This window comes from Devosia ureilytica (genome assembly GCF_024273195.1).
GTDB classification, from domain to species: Bacteria; Pseudomonadota; Alphaproteobacteria; order Rhizobiales; family Devosiaceae; genus Devosia; species Devosia ureilytica.
This window is the reverse complement of sequence record NZ_JAMZCU010000006.1, coordinates 20,187-34,799: the sequence shown is the minus strand read 5'-3', so window position 1 is coordinate 34,799 and position 14,613 is coordinate 20,187. Positions and strand designations below refer to the sequence as shown.

12 protein-coding genes are annotated in these 14,613 nt (G+C 62.7%); 7 read left to right on the top strand and 5 right to left on the bottom strand.

All coding sequences use genetic code 11. The annotated features are described in order from the left end of the window. Window positions 1-12: 12 nt before the first annotated feature. Entirely contained in the window at window positions 13-1,047 is a 1,035-nt protein-coding gene (locus NIM87_RS15215; RefSeq protein ID WP_254675552.1) for an AbrB family transcriptional regulator, read from the top strand. Window positions 1,048-1,156: 109 nt separating this feature from the next. On the opposite strand, the gene NIM87_RS15210 is transcribed toward NIM87_RS15215, so the two are convergent. Further along, complete coding sequence (locus NIM87_RS15210; RefSeq protein WP_254675551.1) at window positions 1,157-2,791, bottom strand: alpha-glucosidase family protein; 1,635 nt, start codon at window positions 2,789-2,791, stop codon at window positions 1,157-1,159. Between the two features lie 538 nt (window positions 2,792-3,329). Between NIM87_RS15210 and NIM87_RS15205 the strand changes: the two genes are divergently transcribed. Next, window positions 3,330-3,668 (top strand): cupin domain-containing protein, encoded by a 339-nt coding sequence (locus NIM87_RS15205; protein WP_254675550.1) that lies wholly within the window; start codon window positions 3,330-3,332, stop codon window positions 3,666-3,668. A 238-nt stretch (window positions 3,669-3,906) separates the two neighbouring features. On the opposite strand, the gene NIM87_RS15200 is transcribed toward NIM87_RS15205, so the two are convergent. Continuing rightward, window positions 3,907-4,836 carry a 2-hydroxyacid dehydrogenase gene (locus NIM87_RS15200; protein WP_254675549.1) on the bottom strand — a complete coding sequence of 310 codons (930 nt, stop codon included), beginning with the start codon at window positions 4,834-4,836 and terminating at the stop codon, window positions 3,907-3,909. A gap of 169 nt (window positions 4,837-5,005) precedes the next feature. On the opposite strand from NIM87_RS15200, the gene NIM87_RS15195 reads away from it, so the two are divergent. From NIM87_RS15195 to NIM87_RS15185, 3 genes are all read left to right on the top strand, one after another. Then, the gene (locus NIM87_RS15195) at window positions 5,006-6,427 is read left to right on the top strand and encodes a circularly permuted type 2 ATP-grasp protein (protein WP_254675548.1); all 1,422 of its coding nucleotides are present in this window, start codon (window positions 5,006-5,008) and stop codon (window positions 6,425-6,427) included. 148 nt (window positions 6,428-6,575) lie between these two features. Further along, window positions 6,576-7,526: an alpha-E domain-containing protein gene (locus NIM87_RS15190; RefSeq protein WP_254675547.1), complete on the top strand. Its 951-nt coding sequence runs from the start codon at window positions 6,576-6,578 to the stop codon at window positions 7,524-7,526. 5 nt (window positions 7,527-7,531) lie between these two features. Then, a complete protein-coding gene (locus NIM87_RS15185) occupies window positions 7,532-8,338 on the top strand; it encodes a transglutaminase family protein (protein ID WP_254675546.1) in 807 nt (268 codons plus the stop codon). 98 nt (window positions 8,339-8,436) lie between these two features. Here NIM87_RS15185 and NIM87_RS15180 read toward each other — a convergent pair whose 3' ends face one another. Further along, window positions 8,437-9,372 (bottom strand): AEC family transporter, encoded by a 936-nt coding sequence (locus tag NIM87_RS15180; RefSeq protein WP_254675545.1) that lies wholly within the window; start codon window positions 9,370-9,372, stop codon window positions 8,437-8,439. Between the two features lie 161 nt (window positions 9,373-9,533). On the opposite strand from NIM87_RS15180, the gene glpD reads away from it, so the two are divergent. Then, on the top strand, window positions 9,534-11,009 hold the full coding sequence (gene glpD / locus NIM87_RS15175) for a glycerol-3-phosphate dehydrogenase (protein ID WP_254675544.1): 1,476 nt from the start codon (window positions 9,534-9,536) through the stop codon (window positions 11,007-11,009). A gap of 35 nt (window positions 11,010-11,044) precedes the next feature. Continuing rightward, window positions 11,045-12,535 (top strand): glycerol kinase GlpK, encoded by a 1,491-nt coding sequence (gene glpK, locus NIM87_RS15170; protein ID WP_254675543.1) that lies wholly within the window; start codon window positions 11,045-11,047, stop codon window positions 12,533-12,535. Window positions 12,536-12,962: 427 nt separating this feature from the next. On the opposite strand, the gene NIM87_RS15165 is transcribed toward glpK, so the two are convergent. Both NIM87_RS15165 and pdxH read right to left on the bottom strand, forming a co-directional pair. After that, entirely contained in the window at window positions 12,963-13,793 is an 831-nt protein-coding gene (locus NIM87_RS15165; RefSeq protein ID WP_254675542.1) for a DUF1499 domain-containing protein, read from the bottom strand. Window positions 13,794-13,872: 79 nt separating this feature from the next. Then, complete coding sequence (pdxH, locus tag NIM87_RS15160; RefSeq protein ID WP_254675541.1) at window positions 13,873-14,508, bottom strand: pyridoxamine 5'-phosphate oxidase; 636 nt, start codon at window positions 14,506-14,508, stop codon at window positions 13,873-13,875. Between the last annotated feature and the right edge of the window lie 105 nt (window positions 14,509-14,613).

The following is a 14,613-nucleotide window of genomic DNA, read 5'->3' as shown; positions in this document are numbered from 1 at the left end:
CCGACCAACATTTTGCCAGTTGTTCTCACCCTCGCCATTTCTGCCGCGGGTGGGGGCATCGCCATGCTGATGGGCCTGCCGGCGGGTTGGCTGATGGGCGGGGCGCTGGCAGTGACGGTCGCCGCGATGATGGGTGCGCCGGTGGCCATGCCCGATGGCTTGCGCAATGTCGTGTTCGTGCTGATCGGCATGTCGATGGGCGCCAGCGTCGCTCCGGATAGCCTGACGCTTTTGAGCAGCTGGCCGATTTCGCTGGCCGCGCTGGCCGTGGAGCTTGTCATCATCGTTGCCGCCACGGGATGGATGCTCACCAAGGTGTTCAAGCTCGATCCGGGCACGGCCTACCTCAGCTCATTTCCCGGACACCTGTCCTTCGTTCTGGGCATTGCAGCCACCGGCGTCGGCAATTCACGACAGATCGTTATCATCCAGGTGATCCGCATCCTGATGCTGACCATTGCCGTGCCGATTGGCTCGGTGTTCCTGCCGATCGACCATTTCGCGGCGCCGGTGAAAGGAGCCTACCTGAACCCGCTGCAACTGGTCCTGCTGGCGGCAGGCTGCATTGCGGTGGGGCTGGTGTTCATGCGCTTGAAGGTGCCCGCGGGCATGGTGCTGGGCGCCATGGCTGCGGCAACGGCGGCCAAGCTGGGCGGGCTCTATACCGAGGCCATGCCAACACCATTGGTGGTCGCGACGTTCATTCTCACCGGGGCGCTGATCGGATCGCGCTTTGTGGGGATCACGCGCAAGGAATTCATGGCTGCGGCCACGGGCGGGTTGATCGCCACGGCGATGACCGTGAGCATCGTTACCCTGATGGCGCTGGGCGTGGCACAACTGGTCGACATGCCCTTTGGGCAGATCTGGCTGGGCCTGTCGCCGGGCGCGCTTGAGGGCATGGGCGCGCTGGGTATTGCCCTGGGCTATGACACCGCCTTCATTGCCGCCCACCATGTGATCCGGCTGCTGATGCTGAGCTTTGCCATTCCCGCCGTGGTCATGCTGATCCGCTGGCAGGAGCGGCGGGCGACGATCAACGAATAGCCCGATCACCCCACCCTCACTCCCTCCCCATCAAGGGGAGGAGGCGCAGGCTGAGATGCTTGTGTTCATCGTCTCCCTCCCCTTTGTGGGGAGGGACCAAGGGTGGGGGTCAGCTCTGCTTGTAGCTGACCTTGCCCTCGCCGGCGGGGGCCGGGAGGATGGCGAAGCCGTTGGGGCCGAGGGTCAGGGTGGCGCCATCGAGAGTGGCGTTGTTGCTGACCGGTTCGAGGGTCAATTCCACCTTGGAAAGTTTGACGGTGAGCGGTTCGGCCGAAAGGTTGAAAACGCAGATCACGTCCTTGTTGCCGGCAGAGCGGCGGTAGGCGAGGACGGGTTCGGCGGTGTTGAAAAAGGTGATGTCGCCAGTCACCAGCGCCGGATGGGTTTTGCGCCAGGCGAGGAACTTTCGATAGTAGTTCAGCGTCGAGTCTGGGTCGGCATTCTGGACTTCAACGCTTAAAGCCGCTGCCGCGTGCTTGACCGGCAGCCACGGGGTGCCGGTGGTAAAGCCGGCATGGGTCATGCCATGCTGCCAGGGGATGGGCGTACGGCAGCCATCGCGTCCCTTGTCACCGGGCCAGAAGCGGATGCCGCGCGGATCGGTCAATTCCTCATAGAGAATATCGGCTTCGGGCAGGCCCAGCTCTTCGCCCTGATAGAGACCGGCAGAGCCCTTGAGCGTCAGCACGAGGGCGGCGGCCTGGCGTGAGAGATCGGCCGGGGAGGCGCTATGAGGCGCCCAGCGGGTCATATGGCGGATGACGTCGTGATTGGAAAAACTCCAACAGGGCCACCCGGTTTCGCCGGCCGAAAAGAAGGATTCCACCTTGGAACGGAAGTGTTTCGCAGTGAATTTGGGCCCGAGGAAATCGAAGGAATAGCACATGTGCAGCATATCGCTGCCCGAGGTGTACTGCGCCATCAGTTCGACGCCCCGCTCATCGTCACCCACCTCACCAACGCTGGTGGCGCCGGGATATTGGTCGAGCAGGGCGCGCAGTTTCCTCAGCCAAGCGATGTTCTCGGGCTGGCTCTTGGAATACTTGTGGCTCTGCATGTCATAGGGATTGGTGACCGCCTTGCCCTTCAAGGATTTCAGCGGGGGATTGGAGCGCAGCTGGGCGTCATGGAAGTAGTAATTGACCGTGTCGAGGCGGAAGCCATCGAGCCCTCGGTCGAGCCAGAAGCGCATGACCTCGATCACCGCATCCTGCACGGCCGGATTGTGGAAGTTGAGGTCGGGCTGGGACGTTAGAAAATTGTGCAGGTAATATTGCTTGCGCGCCGTGTGCCATTCCCAGGCCGAGCCGCCAAAGACCGAGAGCCAGTTGTTCGGCGGCGAGCCGTCCGGCTTGGCGTCGGCCCAGACATACCAATCGGCGCGGGCATTGTCGTGCGAGACGCTGGATTCGGCGAACCAGGGGTGCTGGTCCGAGGTGTGGCTGACCACCTGGTCCATGATGACCTTGAGACCCAGGGCGTGGGCGCGATCCATCAGCACGTCGAAATCGCGCAGTGAGCCAAAAAGCGGATCGACCTGCATATAATCGGAGACGTCATAGCCCATATCGGCCTGTGGCGACATGGTGATGGGCGAGAGCCAGATGCAATCCACGCCGAGGCTGGCGATATGATCGAGCCGGTCGATAATGCCCGGCAGGTCACCGATACCGTCGCCATTGCTGTCCTGAAACGAGCGGGGATAGACCTGATAGATCACTCCGCCGCGCCACCATTCGGTCATTCACGTCGCTCCCTTGGCCAAAGCCGGATTCGGCACTCAGGCTATCGGGTTCGCAACCTGGTGTTAATGGGGCTTGGTGCCCAGGCGGGAACCGGACAGCATGTTTTGCCGGACGACGCGGGCGCCTCCGGTTTCCGGCCGCAACGTGCGGTCTGGGGCGAGCTTCGCCTCGGTGCCGGTCGTCCGGCAAAATTAGAAGGTGAGGAAAACCTCGCCCCAGACTGGCGGAGACTCTTCGGGTTGGACCGTCCGTGGCTACATCCCGTGCCAAACGCGGAAGCTTCGCTCCCAGACCGGGGGATCAGAGCGGTCCCGGATCATCCAAATACCGACGGATCCTGGGCGCCCCCAGGACCATCCGTCGCCCCCGCACCGCCCGTTCGTCGCGACCGCGCAGCATGTGCGGGAACGGGAGGGATTGTGTCGCAGATTTTGAGGGCGGGGATATCTTTGAGGTCAAAGATGAGCGCTCAATTGAGAAGCGCGTTGTCGAATGGGGTCGCACCCGCTCGTCATCCTGGCAAAGAGGAGTTCAACCATGGCCCATGTTCTGCGCGCGGCCGACCGGCCGCCGAGCAATAGCCGGACAATCCGCTTCGAGGGCGAGGCCTATGGCACGCCGATTTCGTTCTTTGCCGTGGACAATGAGCCGGGCCAGGGGCCAGCCCTGCACACCCATCCCTACCCCGAGACCTGGGTAGTGCGGCGGGGGCGGGCCGAAGTCATCATTGGCGCGGAGAGGTTCGAGGTCGGGCCGGGCGATATCGCCGTGGCGCCCGCGGGCGTACCGCACAGATTCACCAATCTGGGGCCGGAGCGGCTGGATATCGTGTGCATTCACGCGGCGGGGGTGATGGAGCAGGTGGACCTGGAGTGACGACACTGGCTGTGGGAGGCTGTCTCCGTTCTTCTCCCCATCGGGGAGAAGGTGGCGCCCACGGGTCGCTATGCGCCCGATGAGGGGGAGACGGCAGCAAACCCTGTAGTCGTGGAAATATCCCCCTCACCGACTCGGCTTCGCCGAGCCACCTCTCCCCGAGGGGGAGAGGAATATAAAGGCCCCCTCACCCGACGCTTCGCGTCGACCTCTCCCCAAAGGGGCGAGGTGAAAAAGCTCACACCACCGCGCTGATCAGAGGTTCACCAGCAAAATGCTTTTCGAGATTGGCGACGAGCAGCGCGCCCATGGCGTCGCGGGTCTGGTGGGTGGCGCTGCCCTGGTGGGGTGAGAGCACGACATTGTCGAGGGTGAGGAGTTCAGCGGGGACCTGCGGTTCATTCTCAAAGACGTCGAGGGCCGCGCCGCCGAGGCCACCATTGACCAATAGATCGACCATTGCAGGCTCATCGATCAGGGTGCCGCGTGCGACATTGACGATGCGGCCTTCGGGGCCAAGGGCCTCGAGCACCCTGCGGGACACGATCTTCTCCGTGCCCTTGCCGCCGGGGGCTATGACGACCAGCCAATCGCTGTCGCGGGCCATGTCTTCGAGCTTGTCGTAGTAGATATAGGGCACGCTCGGCTGATGGTGGCGGCCGTAATAGACGACGCGCATCTTCATGGCCTGGGCGCGGGTGGCAATTTCCTTGCCGATGCGGCCAAGCCCTAGAATGCCGACGGTCTTGCCGGTCAATTCGGAGAAAAGGCCGAAATTGCCACCCGGCCATTTGCCCTGCCCCACGAACTGATGGCCTTGCGGAATGCGGCGGGCGAGCGAAATCATGAGGCCTATGGTCAATTCGGCCACCGCGTCATTGAGCACATCGGGCGTGTTGGTGACGCGGATATTGCGGGCCTTGGCGCCGGCGGTGTCGATATTGTCATAGCCCACGCCGAAGCTGGCGATGATTTCGAGATTGGGCAACTGATCCATAAGGTCAGCCTGCACGCCCGAGCCGGCATGGGCGCGGATGCGGGCGCCATTTTCGGCCAGCCAGGCGGCCTTGTCAGCCATCTCATGGAGTTTGTGGACGGTGTAACGGGCCGCGAGCGCCTGTTCGCACGACGCGAGAAGGGGATGGGTCTGGAGGATTTCGATGGTCATGGGTGCCGCAACCTTTGGTCGCGCGAAGCTTAAACGACGAGACGCCCGACGCAAGCCAGACCTGCACGAAAAAGCGGCATGTCAGGGTCTTGAGTGTCTGGACGGCAGATTTCAAACGTGTAGCAATGTGAGGAGCGATGGGAACGCCGTATTCACCCAGCGGAGTATAATGGCCGACAAAACGCCATTTGACGAAATGTACAATCCCGACGGGTCCGTCCGCGAACCCTACCGGGCGCTCGCCGGATGGCTGGCGGAACAGCCGGACAAGGCGCTGGCGCTGATGCAGACCGATGCGGAAGCAATCTTCCGCAGGCTGGGTATCACCTTTGCCGTCTACGGATCGGACGAGGGGACCGAAAAGGTCATCCCCTTCGACGTGATCCCGCGCATTATTGCCGCCAATGAGTGGCGGCGACTGTCCAAGGGGATCGAGCAGCGGGTCAAGGCGCTCAATGCCTTCCTCTATGATATCTATCACCGCCAGGAGATTTTGAAGGCCGGGCGGGTGCCGGAAAAACTCATTCTCAACAACGCGGCCTTCTGCCCGCAGATGATGGGGTTGAACCCGGCCAAGGGCGTGTATGCCCATATCATCGGCGTGGACATCGTGCGGGTCGGACCAGACGACTTCTACGTGCTCGAAGACAATCTGCGCACGCCCTCGGGGGTCAGCTATATGCTGGAAGACCGCGAGGCGATGATGTTGTTGGCGCCGGACCTGTTCCACCGCTCCAAGGTGGCGCCGGTGGAGAACTACCCCGAAAATCTGCGGCGGACGCTGGAAAGCGTGGCACCCGACACTGTGCGCGGCTCGCCCAATATTGCGGTGCTGACGCCTGGCATCCACAACTCGGCCTATTTCGAGCATTCGTTCCTGGCCGACCAGATGGGCGCGCAGCTCTGCGAGGGGCCGGACCTTTTTGTCGATGGTGGCAAGGTCTACATGCGCACCACCACGGGCCCTGAACAGGTGGACGTGATCTATCGCCGCATCGAAGATGATTATCTCGACCCGCTGACCTTCCGGCCCGATTCCATGCTGGGCGTGCCGGGCCTGTTTGATGCCTATCGGGCCGGCAATGTGACACTGGTCAACGCGCCGGGCACCGGCATTGCCGACGACAAGGCGGTCTATACCTATGTGCCGGACATCATCGAGTTCTATCTCGGCGAGAAGGCGCTGTTGCAGAACGTGCCGACCTATAATTGCACCGACGAGGACCAGCGCGCCTGGGTGCTGGAAAACATAGCCGACCTCGTGGTCAAGGAAGTTCATGGTTCCGGCGGGTATGGCATGATGGTCGGGCCGACGGCGACCAAGGCCCAGCACGCCGAATTCAGGAAGAAGATCGAGGCGCGGCCGGACAATTACATCGTGCAACCGACGCTCGACCTCTCCACCTGCCCCACCCATATTTCGGGTGACGTGGCGCCCCGGCACGTTGATCTGCGGCCCTATGTGCTGATTGGCGACGAGGTGCGGATCACGCCGGGCGGGCTGACCCGTGTGGCGCTGAAGAAGGGGTCGCTGGTGGTGAACTCGTCACAGGGTGGCGGCACCAAGGATACCTGGGTGCTGGAAGATTGATGACCATGATTTTTGTTCAGTCTCATGAGCGGCTCCCTTCGGGATGGATCGAAGCCCGTCGAGGGGAGGGAGGCGCAGGGCTGAGACGCCGGTGTTCATCGTCTCCCTCCCCCTTGTGGGGAAGGATCAAGGGTGGGGGTGCAACAGCATGAGAATGCTCGGACGCACCGCCGCAAACCTTTTCTGGCTCAGCCGCTATGTGGAGCGCGCCGAAAACATGGCGCGGCTGCTCGAGGTTGGCTATCGCATGTCGCTCACCAGCCGCCGCGAGGGCGGAGCCAGCGAACATCTGATCTCGATGATGCAGGCTGCCGAGGTGGACGAGGGGTTCGACGCCAAGCATGAGCTGGCCGATGTCGACACCGTCGCCCACTACATGATGTTTGACCCCGACAATGCCTCCTCGGTCTATTCATGCCTGCAAGCGGCGCGCACCAATGCGCGATCGGTCCGCACCGCGATCACCACCGACATGTGGGAAAGCATGAACGGGGCCTGGCTCGAATTCTCGCAGATCAAGCCGCGCGACGTGCGCGGGGCCAAGCTGCTGGGCCTGTTGCAATGGGTCAAACAGCGCAGCCATGAATTCCGCGGCGCCCTGCTTGGCACGATCCTGCGCGATGATGGGTTCTCGTTCCTGCAGGCGGGTAATTTCGTCGAAAGAGCAGACAATACCGCCCGCATTCTCGACATGAAATATTACGTGCTGCTGCCGCGCGCCACACAGGTGGGCGGGGACCTCGACATCCAGCAATGGACCCTGATCCTGCGGGCGGCTTCGGCGCATCGGGCCTATCGGCACGTCTATCACGACCGCTACAAGGCCCATAATATTGCGGACTTCCTGATCCTCAGGCCTGAAATGCCCCGCAGCCTCGTTTACTGCGCCAATTTCGTGCAGCAGAACGTGGATGCGCTGGCCAAGATCTATGGCCGCAAGGAACAGTGCCACGAGGCGGCTGAAAGCCTGCTGTCGCTGGTGAAGGACACGAATATGGAAGCCATTTTCACCGATGGGTTGCATGAGTTCCTCAACGAGTTCATTGCCCGCAACAACCGGGTGACCGACGCTCTGTCCGAATCCTACAATTTCTACTGACCGGCATGCGCATCGACATCGAACATAAGCTGACCCTTTCGCTGCAACCCGGCACGGTGCATGCGGTGCTGCATCTGCTGCTGACGCCCCCGTCGGGTCCATCGCAGACCGTGGAAAGCTGGAGCGTCGAGATTGCCGGGATCGGCAATGCCGGACGGTTCAGCGATGCCTATGGCAATGCCGTGCATCTGGTGAACCAGAGCCGCCCCGAGGGCGACATTCTGGTTGCCGCGCGGGGCGTGATCAGCACCCGCGACACCAATGGGGTGCTGGGCAAGCCGGGTGGTGAACCGGTGCCGAGCCTTTACAGGCGCGTGACGCCACTGACCAAGGCGCCGGTGACACTTTACGGCAAATTTCGCAACGCCAAGGAAAGCCGGCTCGACGTTTTGCATGCCTTGATGGGCCGGATCGGGGAAACGCTGGGGCAACCCGAGACCGAGGACGCGCCGACACAGATGCAGGCGACTGGCGAACAGGCCCAGAGCCAAAGCAGTGGCGAAGCGCCGGAGCTTCCCCCCGCGGCGGATTATGCGCATCTGTTCATCGGGGCCGCGCGGGCGCTGGATATTCCAGCGCGGTTTGTCTGTGGCTATGTGGCGGAGGGCGATGGTCCCGCGGCGGGCCTGCATGCCTGGGCCGAAGCTTTTGATGATCGCCTGGGCTGGATCGGGTTCGACGCCAGCCACCAGCTCTGCCCCACCGAGCGCTACGTGCGCCTGGCCGTTGGACTCGACGCCGAGTCGGCGCTGCCGCTGCGCACGGTGCCGGTGGGCGACATCACCCAGAAGGCCGTGGTCAAAGCCGTTTAGAGCACTTCACCGCTTCGTTGAAACGCTAAACCGCTCCAGGCCCTTGTTTTGTCGCGCTTCCGCACCGCAAAACCGTCACCACTTTTGCTCGAAGCGCTCTAGAGACTGAGCACATAGAGCCAGCCGGTGATGGTCACTGCCGAAAGCACGGTGGCGATGAGAATGGTATTGGCGGCGACGCTGACGCCTCGATCATAGAAGGTGGCGAAGACATAGATGTTGATGCCGGCCGGCATGGCCGAAAGCAGTATGCCATAGCGGGCGATTTCCATGGGGACATGGAACACCCAAATCATCAGCGCATAGGCCAGCGCCGGGTGCACGATCAGCTTGATGAGCGAGGCGACGAGGGCCTGCTTCCAGTTTTCGCTGAGCTTGAATTCGTTGAGCGCGCCGCCGATGCCGAACAGTGCCGCCGGCACCACGGCCTGGCCGATCATGCGGAAGAAGGCTGCCACGGGTTCGATGAGTTCAAGACCCATCAGCGATGCGGCGATGCCGCCAAGGATGCCCCAGATGAGGGGATTCGAGCCGACGCGGCGCACGGCCAGAACCAAGGTCGGCCCCAAGGGTTGGCCCCCGCGCTTGGTTAGTTCCATGGTCACCATGCCCAGGGTGAGCAGGATGGCGCCATGCAGGCCGATAATCGAGAGCGTCACCGGCAAGGCGCCCTCACCATAGGCCCGGCTCATCAGCGGCAGGCCGACCAGGACCGTGTTGGAAAAGGTGCCCGAAAACCCGACCGAAACGCTTTCGCCCGGTCGATTCCTGAACGCCTGCCGGGCGACCACGATGCCCAGGGCAAAGCAGATGATGGCGCCGATATAGAACGGGCCGATAATGCCGATATTGAAGGCGGAGCGGAAATCGCTGGTGCCGATCGAATAGAACAGCAGGCAGGGCGTGGCGAAATTATTGACGAAGGCAATCAGCGCCTTCACGCCCTCGGCGGGGTAAAGTCGAAACCGCACGGCGCCATAGCCGAGGGCGATGAGCGCAAAGATCGGCGCGATGACGGCAAGAATGGAGAGCATCGGCCAGCGATCCGGGCCTGGAGAGGAGATACCCTGCCCTAGCCCTCGCGGGCAGCCAGGTCAATTGCCATCTTGTATGGTAGTTGAAACGAAACATATTTCATTCACAAACGAAAGCATTTCGCTTACAAACGAACCAACACATGAGGCAGGGCGGCGCAATGCTGGATATTTTCGTGATTGGCGGCGGCATCAATGGCGCCAGCGTCGCGCGGGACGCTGCGGGGCGCGGCTATTCGGTGGCGCTGGCGGAAATGAACGACCTCGCCTCGGGCACCAGTTCAGCGGCCACCAAGCTGATCCATGGCGGGTTGCGCTACCTCGAGCACTATGAGTTCCGGCTGGTGCATGAGGCGCTGGCCGAGCGCGAGATTTTGTGGGCCGCTGCACCGCATATTATCTGGCCGCTGCGTTTCGTGCTGCCGCATCACAAAGGCCTGCGCCCGGCAGCGGTATTGCGGGCGGGCCTGGCGCTCTACGACTACATGGGTGGGCGACGCCTGTTGCCACCGACCAAGACGCTGGACCTGACACGGGACGAGGCCGGCAAGCCGCTCAAGCCCGGCTATAAACTGGCCTTTGAATATTCCGACTGCTGGGTAAATGACGCACGCTTTGTGGTGCTCAACGCCCGTGACGCGGCGGATCGCGGGGCCCAGATCCATGTGCGAACCAAGGTGGTTTCGGCCCGTCGCGAGAATGGCGCCTGGACCATAGAGCTCGATGGCGAGGCTGGCAGGCAGACCGTTTCCGCGCGCATGCTGATCAATGCCGCAGGGCCCTGGGTGGACGAGGTTATCAACGGCGTCATGGGCAAGAATGGATCGCACAATGTGCGGCTGGTCCAGGGCAGCCATATCGTGGTGAAGAAGCTCTACGAACACGACCGCTGCTACTTCTTCCAGAATAGCGACGGTCGCATCTTCTTTGCCATTCCCTATGAGGACGACTTCACCCTGATCGGCACGACTGACCGGGATTATCATGGCGACCCCAAGGATGTGAAAATCACGCCCGAGGAGACCGACTATCTGCTCAAGGCGGCCAGCGAATATTTTGCCCAGGGCATTACCAGCGACGACATTGTCTGGAGCTATTCCGGGGTCAGGCCACTGTTCGACGATGGCGCCAGCGCGGCCCAGGAGGCAACGCGCGATTATGTGCTCAAAGTTGACGGCGACGCGACCAGTGGCGCTGTGGTCAATGTGTTTGGCGGCAAGCTGACGACATCGCGGCGGCTGGCAGAATCGGTGCTCGAAAAGATCGAAGCGGTGCTGGGCAAGAAGGGCGCGGCCTGGACGGAGAAAAGCACCCTGCCCGGCGGCGATTTTGGCCCCAAGAGCTTTGACGCGGAAGTGCGCCGGCTGGGCAAGGATTATCCGGGGTTTGCCCCTTCCCTGTTGCGCCGATTGATGCGGCTTTACGGCACCCGGACCAGCGCCATACTCGGCTCGGCACGGAGCGAAGCCGATCTTGGGACCAATTTTGGCGCTGATCTTTATGGGGCTGAAGTGGATTATCTGGTTGCGAGCGAATGGGCACGGACGGCACAAGATGTGCTGTGGCGACGCACCAAGCTGGGGTTGAAAGTCAGCGCCGAGGATGTGGCGCGACTGGACGCGTACCTGGCTGAGTAGGGGCGGGTAAAAAGAAAGAACGGCCGGAGGACCGCATGCAAAAATTCATTCTGGCGATTGATCAGGGCACAACCTCGAGCCGGGCCATTGTGTTCGATGGCAACCGCAAAATTGCCGGGGTCGGCCAGAAGGAATTTACCCAGCACTTTCCGCAGGACGGCTGGGTGGAGCATGACCCGGACGAAATCTGGGACAGCGTCGTCTGGTCAGTGAAGACGGCACTTGCCGATGCCAAGGTTTCTGCCGGCGATATTGCTGCCATCGGCATCACCAATCAGCGCGAAACCGTGGTCATCTGGGACAAGGCCACCGGCAAGCCCATCCACAATGCCATTGTCTGGCAGGACCGGCGCACCGCGGCCTTCTGCGCCGCACTGAAAAAAGACGGACATGAACCGCTGGTAACCCAGCGCACCGGACTGCTGCTCGACCCCTATTTTTCCGGCACCAAGGTGAAATGGCTGCTCGACACTGTGGAGGGCGCGCGGGCACGGGCCGACAAGGGTGAATTGGCCTTTGGCACGGTGGACAGTTTCCTCATCTGGCGGCTGACCGGGGGCAAAATGCACGCCACTGACGCCACCAATGCCGGGCGCACGCTGCTCTTCGACATCGGACGCAACCAATGGGACGAAGAGCTTTGCGCCCTGCTCGACGTGCCCATGGCGATCCTGCCCGAGGTCAAGGATTGCGCGGACGATTTCGGCATGGCCGAGGCCGGCTTGTTTGGCGCCGCCATTCCCATCCTGGGCGTGGCCGGGGACCAGCATGCCGCGACCATCGGCCAGGCCTGTTTCGCGCCGGGCATGGTCAAATCGACCTATGGCACCGGGTGCTTCGCCCTGCTCAATACGGGTGCCGACATGGTGCCTTCGCAAAACCGGCTGCTGACGACCATTGCCTATCGGCTCGACGGCAAAACCACCTATGCGCTCGAGGGCTCGATTTTTATTGCCGGGGCTGCGGTGCAGTGGATCCGCGACGGGCTGAAGCTGGTCAAACACGCAATCGAAACCGGGCCGCTGGCGCGCACAGCCGACCCGAGCCAGAATGTCTATATGGTCCCCGCCTTCGTCGGGCTGGGCGCACCCTGGTGGGACGCCGAGGCCCGCGGGGCCATCTATGGGCTGACGCGCAATTCGGGTCCCGCAGAAATCGCCAAGGCGGCGCTGGAGGCGGTTTGCTACCAGACGCGCGACCTGCTTGAGGCCATGCGCAAGGATTGGACCGGGGGCGGGAGCGAGACGGTGTTGCGCGTGGATGGCGGCATGGTGGCCTCGGACTGGACCATGCAATTTCTGGCCGACATCCTCAACGCGCCGGTGGATCGCCCGACTATTCTCGAAACCACGGCCCTGGGCGCGGCCTGGCTGGCGGGAATGAAGGCCGGGGTGTGGCCCGGCATGGCCGACTTTGCCGATGGCTGGGCCCGCGACCGGCGCTTTGAGCCGGCCATGGACGAGGCGACACGCAAGACCAAGATTGCCGGCTGGGACGATGCCGTACGCCGCACGCTCAGTTCCTAAACCGTTTCACGTTTAGCTGAACGCGCTGCCCCTTTTTCCTCCCTCCCCCTTGTGGGGAGGGTCGCGACGCTAGGCCGACAGGCCATAGCAGAGCGGGGGTGGGGGCGACGCGACCTCCAAAGGCTCCGAGCCAGAGGACCTGCCGACACCCCCACCCTCGGTCCTGCTCTCCTCACACCTCTCCACCGGAGAGGTTTGCCCGTCGGGACGGGTCGAAGCCCACACGGGGGAGGGAGGCGATGGAACCGCGTCCGCCTGAGTGTGAAATGATCTAGTGCATTCCCCAAGGTCCGAGGCAATGGGCAAGCCAACGCCCCGCCCTCGGTCCTTCTCTCCTCAGACTTCTCCATCGGAGAGGCTTGGCCTTCGGGACGGGCCAAAGCCCACAAGGGAAAGGGAGGCGACGGAACCGCGTCGGGTGGAGCGCTTAACCGCCGTTGCCGGTTTCGACCGCTGGAGCCGGCTCGTCGGGCGCGGCGGCACTGGGCTGGTTGATATTGGGATTGTCGCGCAGGAAGGCGGTCACCTTGTTGTCCAGCGCCACCAGAAAGTCACTGATGCGCTCACCGTTGGAGCCAAGGTCGTGCAGGGCGCCGATGGATGCTGACCGCATGTCCACAGCGGCGCCATTGGCCACTGCCGAAACGCGCAACACGGCCTCCTCACGCCAACCGACCAGGGTCAGGACGCGGGCGTTGATCCCACCGGGGGCGTTGCCCGGCCCAGGTTCGCGCCGCTGCCGGATGTCCCAGCCCTGTTCCTGGACCAGATGTTCGACCAGGGCGAACAGTTGCAGCGGATCGAGCGGATAGCTGCGGGTCGTGGCGTTGGGGAAATAGCGCTGCTGCTCGTCGGCCGTCAGCAAGCGCGGTGGTGGCATGTTGGCCGTGTCAGGCTCAAAGATCAGGGGCAGCTGGCCGCGGGGCGCAGTGGCGATATCGGTGACGATTGGATAGCGCAGCGCCAGCGAGCCGTAATAGGCAAAGGGCGCGAGGCACAGCAGCCCCAGAAACAGGCCCGCCAGCGCCCGGCCCCAACCCTGATCGCCGGTGTACCAGAGCCGCACCAGGGCGACGAGGGCAGCCAATACCGCCAGGCCGGCGACAAGGCAGGCAAATAGCGCGACGGTGAGAAAAGCACTCGAATCGAGGAAGCGCTCGCGGTGCATGATCACCGGCACCAGCGTCAGCGGGACCGCAAGCCCGCCCAAACGACGCGCCAGGACCGCCCATTTCGAGGTTCTGATCAGTATCCGCACGAAGACTCATTCCCCAGACCTGCGCAAACAATAGCGGCAAGGTATTGCGCTTGTTTGAACAATGTCGCGGTGCATGCCTTCAGGGATAAAGCCGTTCGCTGGTCCAGCCGCTGGCTTGGGTATCGCGGGTGAAGCGGACGCGGTCGTGCAGGCGAAACTCGCCGTCCTTCCAGAATTCGATGGACGTGGGCATGAGGCGGAACCCCGACCAATGTGTGGGGCGCGGCATGTCTCCATCGCCGACCATTGCGGTGAGCGCCGCGACCTCGTCCATCATCTGCTGCCGGTTGGTCAGCGGGCGGGACTGTTTCGACGTTGCCGAGGCGATCCGGCTGCCTTTTGCCCGAGAGGCAAAGTATTCGTCGGCCTCTGCCTCGGTGACACGCTCGACCGGGCCGCGCATCCGCACCTGCCGGCGCAGGCTCTTCCAGTGCATGACCATGGCCGCCTGCGGGTTGGCGACCAGTTGGCGCCCCTTGTCGCTTTCGAAATTGGTGAAAAAGCAGATGCCCCGGGCGTCGCGCCGATTGAGCAGCACCATGCGCACATCGGGGACCCCATTTTCATCGACCGTCGCCAGCGCCATGGCATGGGGATCGTTGGGCTCGCTATCTTCTGCCAGCGCGAACCATTCCTCGAACACCGCATAAGGATCGAGGTCGGATCGGTCGCTATCGTTGAAAAGGCGTTCGGTCAGCGTTTGCAACATGTTCATTTTCCCTTGCCCGCGGCCGGCAAAACTGGACAAGCGCGGGGGCCATCGCCATATAGGACAGCAATGATGGGCCAAACAATGCCCGAATAATCGCGGGCCTTGCCC